Source organism: Granulicella pectinivorans, assembly GCF_900114625.1.
Classification (GTDB): Bacteria; Acidobacteriota; Terriglobia; order Terriglobales; family Acidobacteriaceae; genus Edaphobacter; species Edaphobacter pectinivorans.
This window is the reverse complement of record NZ_FOZL01000001.1, coordinates 3,163,423-3,181,995: the sequence shown is the minus strand read 5'-3', so window position 1 is coordinate 3,181,995 and position 18,573 is coordinate 3,163,423. Positions and strand designations below refer to the sequence as shown.

The 18,573-nt window shown below is 61.5% G+C and carries 15 protein-coding genes; 7 read left to right on the top strand and 8 right to left on the bottom strand.

The features are described from left to right. The first annotated feature begins 88 nt into the window (after positions 1-88). The gene (locus tag BM400_RS12555) at positions 89-1,666 is read left to right on the top strand and encodes an ArnT family glycosyltransferase (protein WP_089839475.1); all 1,578 of its coding nucleotides are present in this window, start codon (positions 89-91) and stop codon (positions 1,664-1,666) included. A 39-nt stretch (positions 1,667-1,705) separates the two neighbouring features. Then, on the top strand, positions 1,706-2,896 hold the full coding sequence (locus BM400_RS12550) for a GGDEF domain-containing protein (protein WP_089839474.1): 1,191 nt from the start codon (positions 1,706-1,708) through the stop codon (positions 2,894-2,896). 82 nt (positions 2,897-2,978) lie between these two features. Here BM400_RS12550 and BM400_RS12545 read toward each other — a convergent pair whose 3' ends face one another. Beyond that, positions 2,979-3,887, bottom strand: coding sequence for a carbohydrate kinase family protein (locus BM400_RS12545; protein ID WP_089839473.1), 909 nt, complete (start codon positions 3,885-3,887; stop codon positions 2,979-2,981). Further along, positions 3,884-4,687, bottom strand: a complete 804-nt coding sequence (locus tag BM400_RS12540) for a GntR family transcriptional regulator (protein WP_089839472.1) — start codon at positions 4,685-4,687, stop codon at positions 3,884-3,886. Before BM400_RS12540 ends, BM400_RS12545 begins: the two co-directional genes overlap by 4 nt. Positions 4,688-4,998: 311 nt before the next feature. Between BM400_RS12540 and BM400_RS12535 the strand changes: the two genes are divergently transcribed. From BM400_RS12535 to rsmA, 3 genes are all read left to right on the top strand, one after another. Further along, on the top strand, positions 4,999-7,959 hold the full coding sequence (locus BM400_RS12535; protein WP_089839471.1) for a TonB-dependent receptor: 2,961 nt from the start codon (positions 4,999-5,001) through the stop codon (positions 7,957-7,959). 37 nt (positions 7,960-7,996) lie between these two features. Further along, entirely contained in the window at positions 7,997-9,373 is a 1,377-nt protein-coding gene (locus tag BM400_RS12530; RefSeq protein ID WP_089839470.1) for an alkaline phosphatase family protein, read from the top strand. A gap of 375 nt (positions 9,374-9,748) precedes the next feature. Next, complete coding sequence (gene rsmA / locus BM400_RS12525; RefSeq protein WP_089839469.1) at positions 9,749-10,534, top strand: 16S rRNA (adenine(1518)-N(6)/adenine(1519)-N(6))-dimethyltransferase RsmA; 786 nt, start codon at positions 9,749-9,751, stop codon at positions 10,532-10,534. Between the two features lie 3 nt (positions 10,535-10,537). On the opposite strand, the gene BM400_RS12520 is transcribed toward rsmA, so the two are convergent. The 5 genes from BM400_RS12520 to BM400_RS12500 form a co-directional block, all read right to left on the bottom strand. After that, positions 10,538-12,331 carry a FecR family protein gene (locus BM400_RS12520; RefSeq protein WP_175529011.1) on the bottom strand — a complete coding sequence of 598 codons (1,794 nt, stop codon included), beginning with the start codon at positions 12,329-12,331 and terminating at the stop codon, positions 10,538-10,540. 144 nt (positions 12,332-12,475) lie between these two features. Continuing rightward, a complete protein-coding gene (locus BM400_RS12515) occupies positions 12,476-13,156 on the bottom strand; it encodes a hypothetical protein (RefSeq protein WP_089839467.1) in 681 nt (226 codons plus the stop codon). Beyond that, positions 13,153-13,659, bottom strand: coding sequence for a crossover junction endodeoxyribonuclease RuvC (ruvC, locus tag BM400_RS12510; protein WP_089839466.1), 507 nt, complete (start codon positions 13,657-13,659; stop codon positions 13,153-13,155). Before ruvC ends, BM400_RS12515 begins: the two co-directional genes overlap by 4 nt. A gap of 28 nt (positions 13,660-13,687) precedes the next feature. Next, on the bottom strand, positions 13,688-13,957 hold the full coding sequence (locus tag BM400_RS12505) for a hypothetical protein (protein ID WP_141223912.1): 270 nt from the start codon (positions 13,955-13,957) through the stop codon (positions 13,688-13,690). After that, positions 13,954-14,724 carry a thiazole synthase gene (locus BM400_RS12500; protein WP_089839464.1) on the bottom strand — a complete coding sequence of 257 codons (771 nt, stop codon included), beginning with the start codon at positions 14,722-14,724 and terminating at the stop codon, positions 13,954-13,956. Before BM400_RS12500 ends, BM400_RS12505 begins: the two co-directional genes overlap by 4 nt. A gap of 397 nt (positions 14,725-15,121) precedes the next feature. Between BM400_RS12500 and BM400_RS12495 the strand changes: the two genes are divergently transcribed. Then, positions 15,122-16,588 (top strand): carbohydrate porin, encoded by a 1,467-nt coding sequence (locus tag BM400_RS12495; RefSeq protein WP_245781852.1) that lies wholly within the window; start codon positions 15,122-15,124, stop codon positions 16,586-16,588. A 157-nt stretch (positions 16,589-16,745) separates the two neighbouring features. Here BM400_RS12495 and BM400_RS12490 read toward each other — a convergent pair whose 3' ends face one another. Then, positions 16,746-17,486 (bottom strand): hypothetical protein, encoded by a 741-nt coding sequence (locus BM400_RS12490; RefSeq protein WP_089839463.1) that lies wholly within the window; start codon positions 17,484-17,486, stop codon positions 16,746-16,748. Between the two features lie 89 nt (positions 17,487-17,575). On the opposite strand from BM400_RS12490, the gene BM400_RS12485 reads away from it, so the two are divergent. After that, the gene (locus BM400_RS12485) at positions 17,576-18,517 is read left to right on the top strand and encodes a prepilin peptidase (protein ID WP_245781851.1); all 942 of its coding nucleotides are present in this window, start codon (positions 17,576-17,578) and stop codon (positions 18,515-18,517) included. Positions 18,518-18,573 lie beyond the last annotated feature (56 nt).

The following is an 18,573-nucleotide window of genomic DNA, read 5'->3' as shown; positions in this document are numbered from 1 at the left end:
TCTACCGCTTGGATGCAGCAAACAAGCCAACCGCCAATCCAGCCGCGACGGAACTCACGCCGCTTCCCTCCCGTATTCTTATCCACACATGGCCACCACCATCGTCCGACCCACCGACCGCACGCTCGCTCCGGCCCTCCGCCTCGCAGCCTTCTTCGCGATCATCAAGCTCGCCCTCCACGTCGCGGCCAATCTCTACCAGTCCCACACAGGCTGGGGATACTTCCGCGACGAGATGTACTACATCGAATGCGGCCGCCATCTCGCCTGGGGTTACGTCGATCACGGCCCCATCGTCGCCGTGCAGGCCAAGCTGGCCCTCGCTCTCTTCGGCAAATCCCTCGCCGGCATTCGCTTCTTCGCCGCCCTCGCCGGGGCAGCGCGCGTCTTCCTCACAGGGATACTCGCCTGGGCGCTCGGCGGACGCCGCTCCGCGCAGGGCCTGGCGATGACCGCCTGCCTCGTTGTGCCCATGTACCTCGGCCTCGACTCCTTCCTCTCCATGAACTCCTTCGAGTCCATGTTCTGGATGACCGCACTCCTCGCCCTCATCCTGCAGCTTCGGCAAGAGCCGGCCTCCCCGAAACTCTGGATCCTGTGGGGCGTCGCCTCCGGAATCGGGCTCCTCAACAAGCCCTCGATGACCTTCTTTCTCATCGCCCTGCTGATCGGTCTTCTCGCGGCCCCAGCCCGCCGCGTCCTCGCCACCCGCTGGGCCGTCATGGGCATCGCCCTCATGATCCTCATCGCCCTGCCCAATCTCCTGTGGCAGATTCACAATCACTGGCCGACGCTCGAATTCCTCCACAACGGCCGGGTCGGCGGCAAAAATATCGCGCTGAACCCAGTCGCCCTCATGGGTCAGCAGATCCTCGTTCTCCAACCCGCAAACCTCCTCGTCTGGGGCGCTGGCCTCATCTTCCTGCTGCGTCGTAAGCCCTGGCGCTGGATCGGCATCACCTATCTCGTCTTCCTTGGCCTCTGCATGGCGCTCCACGCCAAGGACTATTACATCGCACCCATCTATCCGGTGCTGTTTGCCGCCGGGGGCATCGCGTGGGAGACGAAGGACTCCCACAACCTCCGCGTGCAGCAGGGTCGAGCCTTCGCCTTCCCCATCCTGCAGACCGTGCTCCTCTTCTTCTGCGCGGTTCTGCTTCCCCTCTCCCTGCCGATCCTGCGTCCCGCTGCCTTCATCGCCTACGGACACGCAACGCACCTCGCCAACACCGGCAACAGTGAGACCGACTCATCCGGCGAACTCCCCCAGTTCTACGCGGACCGTTTCGGCTGGCAGGAAGAGGTCGACCAGGTCACCCGTGTCTACAATGCTCTCCCACCCGAGGAGAAGGCCAAGGTCGCCATCTTCGGCTCCAACTACGGCGAAGCCGCTGCCATCAACTTCCTCGGACATGGCCTGCCCACCGCCATCAGCGGGCACAACAACTACTTTCTCTGGGGGCCGCGCGGGGCCACCGGCGAGGTCGTGATCTCTCTCGTCGGTTCCAAGCCCGAGGAACTCGCAGAGTACTACGACAAGGTCGAGATCGTGGGCCGTATGGACACCCCGTATTCCATGCCCTTCGAGCACCGCAACATCTACCTCCTCCACGGCCGAAAAAAGAATCTTTCAGGCGATTGGCCCGACTTCAAAAACTACTTCTAATCCTGGGTCAGACCCCGGCCTCCGGTACCATGGGAGGTCATGGCAATCATCGAACGCTTGGATAACTGGACGCTCTTTCTCTGCATAGCGCTCTCGACCTCCATGTCGGCCTTTGCGTTCGCCCGGATATGGCGCACCAACCGCACCGTGCGCGGCGCCGGCCATTTCGCACTCGCCTTCCTGTTCGGTACCGCCGGCTGCTTCTTCATCGCCTTCCTCCCGGACAACACGCCGCTCTTTCACCTCGCCGGCAACGTCATCGAAGACACCCTCGTCCGCGCCGTCTATGCCCTTCTGCTCATCGGGGTCGATCGCTTCTTCGGCGTTCGCCGTGCCAGCCGCTTCGCGTGGCCCATCGTCGCCATCGCCCTCGTCCTCACGGTCTTTTTCACCCTCATCATCGATTCCAACCGCGTCAACCTCATCATCACCGACCTCGTCACCTTCTTCTTCCGGATCTCCATCGCCATCGAACTCCTCCGTCACACCGGACGCCGCCATCTTCGCCCTCTCAGCGCCCTCATGTTCGTCTTTGCACTGCTCAGCCTCGAAGCCACCTGGGACTCCATCGCACACCCCGTCTCCACGATCGTCCTCGACACCAAAGGCCAACAGTCGCTCGCCCTGTTCACCACCCTCTTCTTCTTCATCGCCACCGGCCAGCTTCTCTTGCTCATCCTCAACGGAGACCTCGTCCGCCAGCTTCAGGACGAAGCCACCCGCGACTTTCTCACCTCGGCCCTCAACCGCAGGGGAGCCGAGCGCATCCTCGCCGCCGAGATCGACCGCGCCCACCGCTTCCGCATCCCTCTCGCCGTAGCCCTCGTCGACATCGACCGTTTCAAGGAGATCAACGACACCCTCGGCCACGCTGAAGGCGACAAAACCATCGTTGCCGTAGCCCGCACCATCGACCGTAACCTTCGCACCTATGATTCCGTCGGCCGCTTCGGTGGAGACGAGTTCCTCGTCGTGCTTCCCAACACCCCCACCCAGGAAGGCCTGCAGGTCCTCGAGCGCCTCCGCAGGGAAGTTGAGGAGACAACCCCACCCGCCACGACCCTCAGCATCGGCCTCACTACCCTCTCCCACGCCGACACCCTTCTCTCCCTGCTCGCCCGCGCCGACGAAGCTCTCTACAAAGCCAAAGCCGAGGGCCGCAACCGCATCACCGTCCGCCCCTCCGCCGAAATCGAGGCCGCCGTCCTCGACCCAAGCCACACCATTTAAGCAAAAGACCATACGATCTGAAATACGCAGGAATGCTTGCAGAATCGCGCAAGTCTACCGCGATGATGGACGAATCTGTCATTCAGAAAAGGGAAGATTCGACGTGGTTTTGCGCCAGTCTCAGGCGCTCCTCGAGTGTCTTCCGGTCGACCTTGCGGAGTCCAGAGAGACCGAAGGCCTCCACGCAGCATGCAGCGGCAATCGTTCCCTGCAAGAGGGCCTGGAGAGGATCGGCGTGCGAGGCGAAGCCGGCAAGGACTGCGCCGCAGAATGCATCGCCGGCACCCGTTGTGTCGGCTACCGACCTGGCTGCGCTGGGGAGACTGAGTATCTGTTGAGATCCGGCAATGTGAGCGACCACGCCGGCGGCGCCACACTTGATTGCAATCAGCGCGACCGCTGGAGCACATTCACGAAGTTGGCGCAGCGCAAGCGCGACAGGAAGACCGGGAAAAATGCGCTGCATATCCTGCTTGCTGGGCAGGAAAAGATCGACGGCGCGGATCTGTTCCAGTTGCTCGTCCCGCGTAACCGGCTCGGAGACATCATGATTGTCGAGATCCAGCGAGATGATCCTTGCTTCACAGCGACGCAGCTCGTCGATCAGTTCCGAAGCCCGAGCGAAAGGCATTGGAGCCAGATGCGCGGCGGTCTGCCTGCCGGTATGCACATCCGAGATGGACGGGCAAAACAGGCTCCAGTCACGATCTCGGCTGCGACTCACGAAGCACCGTGAGCCATCCTCTTCGTAGAGCCCCCAGTTCCGCATGGTGTGCGGGATTTGTCGGCAGCGCGTGGTATCGATCGCGCTGAGCAGCGCCAGCGGATAGTCATCACCCAGCGGAGCGACTGCGCTTGCACTGCCGGCCCATAGCGCTGCCCCAAGGGCTGCATAGGCTGCGGATCCACCAGGGACCGCCCACCGCGTTGTTCCGTCGGGAAAGACGAGGTCGTCGATCGCGAAATTGCCAAAGATCGCCGGAAGCATCATCGCTGGTTGCCGGGTCGTACCAGGGTGAAGCTCATGCGCGAGGAGTTGTGAAAGACCGTGCTGTAGAGCCCCGGCTTCTGCTTGCTATCCAGGTGAATCTCCCGAACGAGCAAAAGCGGAGAGCCCGGCTTGACGCACAGCAGTTCCGCATGACGTTTATTGGCTGCGACCGCGGTAAGGGAAGCCTCACTGCACGCCAGAGGCACGTTCAGCTTGCTGCCGATGAACTCATAGATGGATGCGCCGTCAAACGTGCGGAGAAGTGGCAGCATCCAGTCCGCATCGTTGCGAAGTGCAAGGTAATCGTATGCGACGGCAAGAGGTTTACCGTCGATCAGCCGGACGCGCAGAACCTCCGCCACCGCATCGCCCTGGGCGATGTCGAGCGCCGCAGCGATCTCTTCGCTTGCAGCGATGCGTCGCACTTTGAGTTCGCCAACGCTGGGTTCCCCTCCACTGGCACGGATCAACCCGGACATGGACTGCATCGAGTTAAGCGGACTACTCAGCGCGACCGGCGCCTCTGCGACAAACGTACCGACACCATGCCGAATCGCCAGCAGACCCTCCAGCGTGAGCAGACGGGTGGCTTCGCGCAGGGTTTGCCTGCTCACACCAAGCTCCTTCGCAAACTCGATCTCTCCACGCAGTTGCGCACCGCGTTTGAGCGTCCCATTGCGGACCTGCTCCCGGATGGCATTCGCGACACGAACGGTGAGGTTTTCGCGAGGTGCGCTCTTCCATATCTGTCGATTCAGCGCACTGGTATCGAGGTCGTCTACGGGGTCAATGGACGGCATGGTTGGACCATGCTATCAAGCTTTCGCGATTCGATCCAAAGAAAGAGGTCAGAGGTCGGACGTCTGACCAAATTAACGGTCCGATGACCTCTTTGTGACATTTTGTTCATCTTGCCTCCGTAGTTTCCAGCTATAGCGACTCAGCCGACAGGCAACCGCTCTCTGCCCACAGCTCAGGGATCAGTGCTCGGTCTATCGAGTCATCTCTCGCCAATCAACCGGTGCAGAGATCGGATACGTGCGCGTGCTGTGACGCTATGTTGGGCAAACTTTGCCCTTCACCGATCAGTGAAACAAAGCAGGAGGTTTGAATGAAGAAGCAGTCTTCCTTCCGGGTCATGTCGCGCGTGGTATCGCTACGCTGCGGCCTGTTTGCGGGAATGTGTCTCGCCGTCACCTACGGCGCCTTATCGTCACCCAGGCTGTTCGCCCAAAGTCAGGCGATCGATGGAAACATCGAAGGGTACGTGCGTGCTCTGGACGGCAGCAATCTCAGTAGCGCGCAGATCCGCGTGACGAACACGCAGACAGGGCTCAAGCGTGAGGCTATCTCCGATGACGAGGGATACTTCCGGGTACAGATTCTTCCCCCGGGAACGTACTCGGTGTCGATCTCGAAGGATGGTTTTGCTTCCCAGCAGCAGGACGGCATCATGCTTGCCGCAGGGCAGGCACAGACGCTGCGCATTGCGTTAGCGGTCGGTTCAGTTGCAACGAGCGTCGAGGTCACAGCCGAGATGCCGGTCATCGAGACAGCACGAACCAACGCCTACAACAACATCTACGGCAGCCGCGAAGTTCCGAACATTCCTGTCCCCGGGCGCAGCTTTCTGGATCTGTTCGTCGTGAACCCGATCGTAAATGCTCCTCCGTTGTCGACCGGCGGGTCGGGCACCGGAACGCCTTCGGTGTCCTTTGGCGGACTTGGCTTTCGTCAAATGAACGTCGACGGTGTCAGCAATAACGTGCAAGGCGGCGCACGCAACCTGGTGATCAGCGAGGACGCGCTGAGCGAAGTACAGGTAGTCACCAACTACTCGGCAGAGTTCGGCCGGCAGGCTGCGCTCATGCTGAATGCGCTCTCCAAGTCGGGATCGAACGACCTCCATATGAGTGGATTCCTGTTCGCCCGCAATAAGGCCCTGTCGGAGCGTCCCTTCCTCTTGAGCAGCACGACCCCGACACCCCAGTTCTCACGCTACAACTACGGTGGCACCGCGAGCGGACCGCTGCGCAGGAACAAGGCGTTCCTGTTCGGCAGCTATGAGCGTTGGCAGCAGGATGCTCCCCAGGTTTCTACCTTTGGTGGCGCGACGCAAAGCGCGGTGGCGGCACAATTGGGCATCGCGCCCGCCGACATTGCCTCCTTCAATGGAAGCTTTCGCGCCCACACGCTCACCCTGAAGGGCGACGTGCAGTTGAACGAGTCCAACCGCCTGACGTTGCGTTACAACTACTATCGCGATCGCGAAAGCCCCCTGGGCAGTGGTCAGATTACCCGCCAGGTTGCGAGCCGCTTCGACGAGAATCCGCAGTCGGGAACCTTGCAGCTTGTCACAACACTCGGAGCAAACAAACTCAACGAGTTCCGCTTTCTCGGCATCAAGCGAGACATCTCGAACGGCGTCATCAGCCCGCTGACGCCGCAGATCACGATCTCCGGCATCGGCAGCTATAACGGCAACCAGGACGGCACGTTCTCTTCATACGAGTCCGGTTACCAGTTCGTAGACAACTTCACATGGAACCTTGGCAATCACTCGCTCAAGGCCGGTGTGGAGCTTCTGCCGAACTCCTTCCGCGAGCGTACGCGCAACCTGAACGGAACGTTTACCTTCACCGGTCTGAGCGCAAGCGGCACCCGCGGAAGCGTGACCCCGCTGCAGCAGGCAGTGAATGCTCTCAACAATGTGGTCGATCCTTCGACAGGCCTTCCGTACACCTACACGCAGTACACCCGGGCGACAGGCAACGAATTCACCACCTCTCAAGTATTGGCGCAGGGCTACTTTGTGCAGGACGACTGGCGCGTGAACAGCCGTCTGAAGCTGACCTATGGATTGCGCTATGAGCTGTTCCTTCGGCCCTCGGGTGCTCTCAACCCGGCCTACCCGGCCACGGGAACGATTCCGCAGGACATGAATAACTTTGCCCCGCGAGTCGCGCTTGCGTTTGACCCGTTCGGCGATGGCAAGACCGTGCTGCGCGGCGGTTACGGCATTTACTACAACACGACGGTCGCGCAGACCTTCAACACATTCCGCAGAGGGAATGGCCTGGCGGTTCGGAACCTGACGGTTACGCCCACGCAAACGGGCGCGCCGGCCTTCACCACGGGCCCGGTATCGACCAGCGGGGCCGCGGCGCTGTTGCCTTCAGATCTGTATGTGTACGCCTCGGAGTTCCAGGACCCCATGGTGCATAGCTACTTCGCGACGGTCGAGCATCAGCTTATGTCGGGACAGTCCCTGTCGCTGTCGTACTTCGGCAACCGCGCCAAGAATCTGCCATACACCATTCCATCGAACCTGGCCGTGGTCGGTACAGCTCCGAACGGTGGCCCGCTCTACGGCGGAACCAAGAACCGCCCGAACGCGGCGTTTGGCAATATCTACACGGCCAATTCGAACGGGTATCAGAACTACAACGGCTTCGTTGCGATGCTGACTCAGCGGGCCCGCTGGGGTCTGAGCTTCCAGGCGGCATACAACTACCAGAACGTGCGCGGCCTGTCTTACCTGAATGGTTCCAGCGCATTCACAAACTTCGGCGTCCTCAACACGCCGTCGAACCCTGCCAATCCGTCGCAGGATGCAGGCCCAGGAGACTTCAGCCAGCCCCATCGGGTTACGTTCACTGCGGTCTATGACACCCACTACAGCCTCGCCAGCCGCCGCATGCAAGAGCTCGTGAACGGATGGACGATCAGCTCGCGGATTGTTGGGCAGTCGGGACTTCCCTTCAATCCTTTGACCGGATCGGACAACAACGGCGACCTGATCTTCAACGATCGGCCAGTCGGGTACGGCTACAACTCCTTCCGGCTTCCTTCTTACATCGAAGCCGACTTCCGGATCGCGAGAGACTTCCACATTCACGACCGCAACACCATTCAACTGATTGGTGAGGTCTTCAATGCACCCAATCGACTCAATGTGACCGGCGTAAACCGCACCTTCGGGTCTGGCCCCACCGCCAATGCCACCTTCAACACGCCAACCTCGGCAGAGACTGCACGCCAGTTTCAGTTGGGCATCCGCTTCAACCGCTAGTCCTGATCCGGACCGGCTTCACCGAAGAAAGAGAAAAATGCAACCGTTTCGTTCTGCACGCTTGTTTGCTCTTGCCTCTGTTCTGGGCAGCGGATTCACCGCTGCCCAGCTCCTTCCTGCCCAGACCCGTCCTGCGCCGGTCGTGATGATCTCCGTGGACGGGATGAAGCCGGAATATGTAACTCATGCCGATACATATCATCTCCGCATCCCGGTCTTGCGAAGTTTTATCGCGAAGGGCGCCTATGCAACAGGAGTCGTTGGCGTCATCCCAACCGTGACGTATCCGAGTCATACCACGCTCGTCACCGGAGTATGGCCCAGCGAACATGGCGTTCTCAACAACACCATCTTCGACCCGCTGCAGCAGCATCCGAACACCTGGTATTGGGACTTCGCCGATATCAAGGTCCCAACTCTCTACACGGCTGCCGACGCTGCGGGCTTGACGACCGCCAACGTGGGATGGCCGGTCACGGTGGGCGCTCCCATCGACTACAACATCGCCGAGGGCACACAGTCCGAGCACACGGATAAGCCGTCCGGCTCCCCCTACCACCCCGAGAACATTCTCAATCAGATTGGCATTCATCCAGCCAGGGATATCGACCAGGACGTGACCAAGACTCAGGAGACCGTGGCGATCCTGACCAGGTTCCATCCGTCCCTGACGCTTGTGCACTTGACCGATCTGGATCATCAGGAGCATGAGCATAGTCCCTTCAGCCCGGAAGCAAACGCTACGCTCGAGACCATCGATGGCCAGATTGGCCAGATTCGTGACGCCGCACTCGCAGTCGATCCGCGTACCCGAATCGTCGTTGTCTCGGACCACGGCTTCTTGCGCGTCGATCACCGGGTCAATCTGAACGTGCTCCTTACCCGCGCGGGACTTATCGAGATTGAAGCCACAAAAAGTGCTGGCAAGAAGGAGAAGGTGGTTGACTGGACGGCAGAGGCGTGGCCAGCCGGCGGATCCAATGCCATCATGCTCAAGCAGCCGGACAACCCAGAACTCGTAGCTCGGGTGCGCCAGGTTCTCGACGCCGCAAAGACCGACCCGGCCAATGGGATCTCCGCCATTCTGGAGCATGATGAGATCGTGGCGCGCGGGGGCTTTCCAAATGCAAGCTTCCTTGTCGACTACAAGGATGGCTACACGCCTGGAAACGCGTTGGCCGGGGCCGTGGTCGTCGACGCTCCCTCAACAGGAATGCACGGCTATCTGCCATCTCGACCTGCGATGCGTTCCTCCTTCTTCGTGGAAGGACAAGGGATCGCAGTTGGCCGCAATCTCGGAGTCATCGATATGCGCCAGATCGCTCCAACACTCGCCTATCTGCTCGGTCTCTCGCTGCCAACCGCCAAACAGCCCGCCGTGGACGTCACAGCGCACGCTCAACACGATCAGTAGTCACTTCCGAGCACCGTTGCACAGCAGCAAGCGCCCAAGAATCGATCGCTTGCAAACGTGAGGCCTGGAGCCGGGCGGTATGCCCCGCCCCAGGCCTCAACCTACTGGGCGACAGTACGTTGAGTCTGCGCCAATTCCGCCTGTCAACCCCCGCAACCCATCAACCCTAGCCCCATCAACGACTTACCCGTGATCCATAAACCCTCATCCGTGTGAAACAATAGAGTCGGACGTAGAGACAGGCCCGGCCCACTCCGCCGGGTCTTTCCATGTAAGACGGATGACCGCTCGAGACTGACGTTAAAAGAAGTCCGGACCTAACTCGATTGACAAGAATACTTTAGCACTCAACCCAGGGGGAGAGGGGGCATCGCGATGGGCAACAAACACAAGCCGAAACTCGGCCAGAACTTCCTCATCGACGACCGCGCCCGCCACGCCATCGCCGACGCGCTCGGCGATCTCTCCACTCGCACCGTCGTCGAGATTGGCCCGGGCCACGGAGCCATCACCGAGATCCTCGCCACCAGAGCCAAAAAGCTCATCCTCATCGAACTCGACCGTGCCCTCGCCGCCGAACTTCGGTTTCGCTTCCGCGAAAACCCAGCCGTCGAGATCCTGGAAGGCGACGTCCTCGAAGTCGATCTGGCCCCCTTGGGCCAGGATCTGGATGTCATCGGCAACCTGCCCTACTACATCACCTCGGACATCCTGCTCAAACTCTTCGCGGCCTCCCGAACCGGCCTTATCCGCCGCGCCGTCCTCATGATGCAGCGCGAGGTCGCCGACCGCGTCTCCGCCGCCCCCGGCATCAAGGACTACGGTCTCCTCTCCGCAACCGCCCAGATGCACGCTCGCGTCGACCACCTCTTTACCCTGCCGCCCGAGGCCTTCAACCCGCCCCCCGACGTCTTCTCGACCGTCATCCGCCTTGAGTTCGCCCCGCGATTCGCGGAACTCGGCGTGGAACCAGCCCCGTTCGACGCGTTCCTCCGCCAGATCTACGCCCAGAAGCGCAAGACCCTGCGCAACAACCTACGCACCGCCGGACACACCCCCGCTGCCATCGACGCCGCCTGGCCCGCCGGTCTCCCCCCCGAGATCCGCGCCGAAGCCCTCAGTCTTGAAGACACCGCAGCACTCTACTGCAACCTCGTCTGAACCCTACTTGTGGCTTGCCGCCGCAGGAGCCGGGGCTGGTGACGAGGCGGCCGGCGCGGAGGGTGCCGGCGCGCTGTAATGCGGGGCCGGTGCCGAGGCCGCCGGGGCGGAATGCACATTGTTCTCCATACGCGGAGCCTGATACGAGTTCGAGTGATTCTCAATCCGCTGCTGTGCAGGCGCCGAATTCGCAGTGGACCGCACCATCCCTGAGCCCTGCACGCCCGGCGGAGCGGCATTGTTCCTCTGCTCGTTACGGAACTCGGCCTGACGGTTCTGCTCTTTGCGCACCTCGGGAACCACGGGATTCCCACGCCGGTCCATCACCACCGGAGTCTCCCCCGCCGGCTTCGAGCTATGGAACAGCCCACGGAATCCGCCGCCACCGGAAGGCTGCGGCTCAGGACGAGTCGACACCGCATGCCACCCCGGCCCGGTGCTCAGCGTCATCCCCGGAACCGGCGTGCTGACCGTCCCGACATCCGGCGTCTTCGTCTTCGTATCGACCGCATAGTCTCTCTTCAGCGCCGACCCAACCGCGCTCCCTCCACGCGGCGTATAAGGGTGTCCACTCGGTACAACCGGCTTCAGCACGACACCTGCAATCTGCCGCTCGCTCAGTTCACGCCTCGGTCCTGTCGGCCTCTCATACGGGGGATGCCGCCCGTCAAACGGACCCTTCACAATAATCGGATGCACTGGCCCCGGACGCTTGATCGGCGGGAGCGGCTTGATATAGTCCCTGGGCGCTCGTGCCACATACGCCCCATAGTGGCCACCATACCCCCAACGCGTCCGGCAGAAGTTATCCGGCTCCCAAACCCAGCCGAATCCGTCGTAGAACCACCACCGCCCACACCGGAACGGCGTCCATCCCCACCGGTAACCCGAAGCCCAGCCGTACCCAATGCCGGCCACATATGTCCAGTTCCCCGCTCCATACGGATCGAAACCAGCCTGAAGCGCCTCCACCGGCTGCCACAGTTGCGTCCCATCGTTCTGGGTATACCAGGAGCCGTTCGCGTCCAGATCCGCCCAACCGTACCCCTCACTGCCCGCATAGCCACCGCGCACCGATGTCGCGTTCGCCAACTGGTCCAACGCTGCCTGATCCCGCCCCTCGTTCCAGTTATCCCAGCTCTCGGGCGGAATCCGGTCGCTCAGGAAGTATCGCGTCCCGTCCGATACATCGCTCCGCAGACTCTCGCCCGCGTGCACGCTGGCCAGATAGCCGTTGATCGACTCCGCGTTTGGGTCCGGCACGCTCGCCTGGATCGCGACATGCTCCACCCGTATCTTTCCATCCAGCACCGACAGGACGGCCGGAGGATCGTCCATATTGACCCGGACCGTTGCGTTCTCAAGCGGCCAGAAGCCGTCCGCCCCCGCCTGCACCCGAAACCGTCCCGACGTTGAAGCCCTCATCTCGACGTACACCAGACCACCCAGCACCCTCACCCGCGTCGTCACCTTGCCATTCGCGTCCGTACCCAAGGCATCCAGCCGGATCGCCGAGTTCGGAGTCAGCCGCACCAGGCTTCCATCCTCGAACTCCACCTCAGCCTGACCGTTCTGGGTCGACGTCAGCCGCATTCCCTCCGTCAGGGGCATATTCTCGACCGCCGGCACGCTTGCCGTGTTGTCCGCAGGCGCCACCATCACAACGCCTTCCGCAACATACGTCAGACGGGCCATCCTCGGCGGAGCCCCCGTCGGCTCATCCGCCATCACGGCGCCCTGCGCCTCATCCGCCTGGACCGTGACACCCTGGGGGGCCAGGTTCTGAGCCCTGGCCACACTGCCCAAAACCACCATTGCCCCGAAAAGGACTACTCGTCCCAACATTGCCCGTCCCGACATAAAGTCCAGCCTCCTCCGCTCTCCGTCAGGTCGCATGCCCGAGCATCCGGCTTCACGCCTAAACCAGCGGATTTACTCGGGTTAGCGGCTGGCAGCCGCCTGCTCGAGCATCTTTGCTGCGCGTAATCGTACGCGCTGCATCAGTTCCGTGTCACTAGCAATCGCACGCAGCGTCGGCGCAATCGTTCCCACTTCGGTAGCCTGGTGCGTGTCCAGCATGTTACTCAGCGAGATCATCACCGCGTCCAGTCCAAGCCGGTCGAAGCGATGCTTGAAGTCCATCTGACGACCCATCTCGAGGGTCGCCTGCACCGCCTGGAACGTATCCGTCAGTTCCGTTAACTGCCTTAGGTCGGAGTAATTGTAGGTACAGCTTCCGCTGCCGTCCGGTCCGGCATAGGTCAGCGTCTTCTTGCCCATGTCCGCTACGTTCTTCGCCCTGGACTCGCACGCCGTATGGAAGCGGTCCAGTCCCCGCGCCTGCGCAAAGATACTGGCCGTCGTCGCCGCCGAGAGGACGATCTTCCGGTCGATCGCCGGTGAAGGAGCGGACGGCTCCGCCGGCTCACCCGGAAGCGTCGTCGGCTGTGACTTCGGTGCAGCGAGTTCCGCGTGATATGTCGCGTTCCCCTGCTCGTCCAGCGAGATCGTGTAGCGCGGAACATCCAACCCGGCCCGCTCCAACTGGAACGTCACCCGCGCAGGTTCCTGCGCCAACCCGGCCCCCAACCCACACAGCAATGCGAGCGCCAGCGCCTTCAACGCGCCCCCTGCATCATCAACGTCTGCGCTGTGTGCAGATGACAGATCGCGATCGCCAGCGCATCTGCCGCATCGGGCGATTCAGGAGCACACTCAAGTTCCAGCAGACGCGTCACCATAAACTGTACCTGCTCCTTCGCCGCCAGCCCGTACCCAACGACCGCACTCTTAATGGAAAGCGGCGCATACTCCGCCACCTCCAACCCGCAGGTCGCCGCCGCCAGCATCGCAACGCCACGCACCTGACCCAGCTTCAACGCGCTCTTGGCATTGGACGAGAAGAAGACCTCCTCGATAGCGACCACTGTCGGCTCATGCAGCGTCATCAGCGACACCAACTCGCGATAGACCTGCGCCAGCCGCACCGGCGTCTTGTCTTTCTTGCTTAGGCGAATCGTTCCCGCCGCGCAGTGCACCAGCTTCGGCCTTTGCGCGACCGAATCCATCTCGACCACGCCGTATCCGGTAAACTCCGTGCCGCAATCGATCCCGAAGACGCGCATGCGTCGAGTCTATCGCAACAGCCGAGCCTTACTCATCCACCTGGGACCGGCGTATCCAAACAAAAAGCCCGATGGCGGCAAAGAGAAGAAGCACAGCCGCAACGCACCAATGATCGCCGCGCGAGGCATACGCCCGCCACGCCGCCCGGCAATTTTCATCGCACACCGCCGCCGCTTCGAAGGAAGCCTCGCGGGCCGTCAGGTAAAAGCCCAACCCGCGGACTCCCGCACAGAAGGCCAGCAAAACCACGAAGGCCGCGGAACGGTACCCGCCCATCACCTGCCCTCGCCGACTCATCGTGAGATACCGTCCAGCGGCGAGCTCGCCGTCGCGTAGAGCTTGCGCGGCATCCGGCCGGCCACCTTCGCCTTATATCCAGCCAGCACTGCGTCCCGCATGGCTTCTGCCATCAGCACCGGATCGTTCGCCCCGGCGATCGCCGTATTCAGCAACACTCCATCGAAGCCCATCTCCATCGCCAGCGCAGCATCGGAGGCCGTTCCCAGACCCGCGTCCACGATCAGCGGAACCTCCGTCACCAGCTCCCGCAGCATACGAAGCCCATACGTGTCAGTCAGGCCTAGACCGGTGCCGATCGGCGCACCCAGAGGCATCACCGCCGCCGCACCCACATCGATCAGACGCTTCGCAAACACAATGTCGTTCGAGGTATATGGCAGCACGGTGAAACCCTCCTTCACCAGCACCTTTGTGGCCTCAACCGTAGCCGCGATGTCCGGGAACAGCGTTGCCATATCCCCGATCACCTCGATCTTCACCCAGTCCGAAAGCCCCACCTCGCGCCCCAGCCGAGCCGCCCGGATCGCCTCCTCGGCGCTGTAGCAGCCCGCCGTATTCGGCAGGAGGAACATCTTCGCCGGGTCCAGGTAGTCGAGCAGCGACTCCTTGGTCCGGTCCAGGTTCACGCGCCTCACCGCGACCGTTACCATCTCCGCGCCCGAGGCCTCCACCGCAGCCTTCGTCTCCGGTCCATCCTTGTACTTTCCCGTTCCTACAATCAGCCTGGAGCTGAAGCTCCGTCCCGCAATCACCAGAGATTCCATAGACCCATTCTAAAGAAGCCGACGCAAAAAGAAGAAGGCCCGGTTCCAGAGGATTCTGGATATCCGGGCCTTTCTGTCGGTGAGCTGTTGAGATTGACTTGAGGCGTCCCTAACTCGGACTTTGGGCCTCGGCGGAACTGCTTGGTCTGCAAACGCCAGGTCTAGAGCAGGAACGCTCTAAGCCTCAGTCACCTCACGTACTGTTGAACTACATTTACCGTCAATTTTCATAGGCTGGACCATCCTCCTTTCCCGTGTAAGACAGAGAGTACGCCGGAGGAATTTCCACGTCAAGCTGGCAAATCAAGGCATCCAAACCCAAGAACGGAATGGACTTCCGATTTATATCCTAGGGGGGTATACTATCCCTACTTCAGAGAGATAAGAGCCCCACCCCATGCTCCGGACCAAATTTGATCTTTACCAGCCGTTCACAGCCTTCGCGCATCATGGCTCGAAGTCCATGACTCGCCTTTTCTCCTTTCTGCTCGCCGCAGCGCTCCTCCCAGCGCACGCCTGCGCGCAAACGCCCCAGCAGGAAGCCGTGCCCGACGCACCCATTCCGGCAACGCTCTTCCCTCACTCCGACACCTCGCGCTTCTACGCGCAGGGTCAGGCCAACATCATCTTCCAGGCGCATGGTCCCTTCCACAGCCCTTATGAAAGCGATAACAGCCTGCTCAGCCGCGGCGAGTACAAGACGTCCCTGATTGGGACGCTCTACCTCGGCGCGCAACTCGTCCGGACCCCGCGCTACGAGACCGAGTTCCTGCTCGACTTCGAGTCGGCCGGCGGTCGCGGCATCTCCGAGGCGCTCGGCCTCGCCGGCTTCACTAACCTCGACGTGGTCCGCAACCCGAACCTCGGTTCCAAACCATACATCGCCCGCATCCAGATGCACGGCACGATCGGCCTCGGCGGAGGCACCACGGAAGCGGAACGCACCCCGTTCTCACTCGCCACCAAGGTCCCGACGCGCCGTATCGACCTCCGTATCGGCAAGCTGAGCCTCCCTGACGTTCTCGATCTCAACTCCATCGGCACCGACTCCCACCTCCAGTTCCTCAACTGGACCGTCGACAACAACGGCGCATGGGACTACGCCGCCGACACCCGCGGGTACACCTATGCCGCCATCGCCGAGTACGACGACAAAATCTGGTCCGCCCGCTATGCCTTCGCGCTCATGCCTACCCAGCCCAACGGAATCGACATCGACTGGAACGCCCGTCGCGCCCGTGGCGAAAACACTGAGTTCGAGCTCCGCAAAGGTCTCCTGAGCGCTTTCCTGCCGTCCGAGCGCAAAGGAACGATTCGCCTGCTAGGCTTCGTCAACCACGCCAACATGGGCCTCTACCGCGACGCGATCAAGAATTATCTCGCCGGTCTCACCCCGACGCCCGACATCGACGTCCACGCCGAGCGCCCCACGGTGAAGTACGGCTTCGGCGGCAACTTCGAGCAGGAACTCACCTCCAACCTCCGCGCCTATGGACGCTTCGGCTGGAACGAAGGCCAGCACGAGTCCTACGCCTACACCGAGGTCGACCAGACCATCGCCCTCGGCGCCGACTACAACATGCAGTCCCACGGCCGCCCCCTCGACAAGATCGGCCTTACCTACGTCACCAACGCCATCAAACGCGACCATCAGAACTACCTGAAACTCGGCGGCAAAGGTTTCCTCCTCGGAGACGGCAACCTGAACTACGCCCGCGAGGACATCGTCGAGGCCTACTACAACGTCCACACCTGGCGCGGCGTCTTCTACGCCCTGGACATGCAGTACATCACTCACCCCGGCTACAACGCCGACCGAGGCCCAGTGCTGGTCGAATCCGTCCGCATGCACGTCGACTTTTAACCCGCCTCTGAATCAAAAATAATGGGTGCCCCATCCTCTTCGCGGTCTCATCGCGAATAGGGTGGGGTATGGATCTTCATGGAAGCGGAGAATGACCGAAGCACGGTATCCGTCAGGGGTATCGTGCAAAGCGAGACCGCATCTTCAGGGCGCGCACTCAAAGCTGCAACGACTGCATCCAAAGCGCGAACCGGTGCCACGGCGCTGTATGCCCAATCGGAGCAGCCAGATTCATGTACGCCACGATCAGCGCAGAGCCCAATACCGTCGCCAGATGGATCGTGCGAAGAGCCCACAGATCGTACGCCATCATTACCACCAAAAGACCGTACATCCCGTATTCTGCAAGGGTCCCGTTGTGATTCTGCCCCGGAAAACGGGACAGGGCCGCCCCCATCATCGCAATCGTCGCCAGCAGAATAAGTCTCTTGTGCGCGGCGGCCTTCCTGCGCAAGGCGAAGGCGAAGCCGGCGAGTACGGCGAAGCAGACCTCTTCGATGAACGGAATCGTCTCGAAACTGAGCACGTCGAAGTGCGGATCGTGCTGATAGCGATGCACCTGGTTCGCCGAGACGATGAACCCTACCACCACCATCGTCAGCGCAAGGCAGAACCCGAAGATGCCAAGCGTCATGTGCCACCGGATCCTCTTCGCCGAGACCAGCCCCGCCTGCACCACAAGCAGGATCATCCAAAGCGTGTTCAAAGCCCCATGCACATGCAGAATCGGAGCTGGCAGCGGAGCGTGAAAGACCCCCGCAAGGTAGTAGCTGCGGCCAAATCCGATCAAGGCGATGACCAGAAGAAGCAAGGTCATCACGAGGAAGAAAACCTTGTCATAACGACGTCCGGGACGTTTCACAGGGGCGAGAACAGGCGCGTTCGCGACGATCTCCATGAAGCCTCTTTCTGCGTACTAAGAGATGGGTGAATCAACTAGACGCAACAGGGGGGATGGCGGAAGTATATCCCGCCTATACTGAAGTTGTGCTCGAACTTTGGCTCATCACCGGCTGTGCCTTCGTCATAGGCCTACTCCTCGGCAGCTTCCTCAACGTGTGCATCGCCCGCCTGCCCTACGGCGAGAGCATCGTCACACCCCGCTCCCACTGCCCGGCCTGCCACCACGCCATTCGCTGGTACGACAACATACCCATCCTGAGCTGGCTCCTCCTCCGCGCCCGCTGCCGCGACTGCGGACAGAAGATCTCCTGGCAATATCCTGCGGTTGAAATCGCCACGGGACTTTGGTTCATGACGGCATTCGCTCACGCCTGGGATGCGTGGGGGATGGATCAAACCGGCCAGGTTGGGCCGTGGATGGCAGAACGGCTCACGATCGATGTAATTGCCGGTATCGCCACGCTCATCCTCGGCTTCCTCCTCATAGGCCTCCTCGTCATGGACTGGCAGACCCACCGCCTCCCCGACGCCTTCACCCTCTCGGGCATCGCCATCGGTTTCTTCCTCGTCTGCACCCAGGCCATCTTCCTCGGCCCGACGGAAGACCAGGTTCTCCTCCATCACAAGGCACCGATCACCGCCGCCATGTCGGTCGAAAAGGGAAATGTCTTCCTCACCGGCCCGGAAGCGCTCCTCGGAGGCCGTCTCGTCGCCATCGTGGGAGCCGCTCTTCTCCTTCTGGCCATCCGCCAGGCGTATAAACTTCTCCGCAAACGGGACGGAATGGGCCTCGGCGATATCAAACTCCTCGCGATGATCGCGGCCTTCCTCGGATTCTGGCCCGCTATCCTCGCTCTGTTCGCTGGCGTACTGACGGCGTCGCTCTATGCGGCCCTTTTGCTGGTACGGGGCCGCGCCAACCGCCTCACCCGTCTCCCTTTCGGCAGTTTTCTCGCTGCGGGAGGCCTGTTTTCCTCCCTCTTCGGCCCTGCCCTCCTCGACTGGTACACCTCACTTTTCCGCTAGCCCCATTCACTGTTCGAACATCGCCGTCCGATGCTTGACACTTGCCAGACACACTT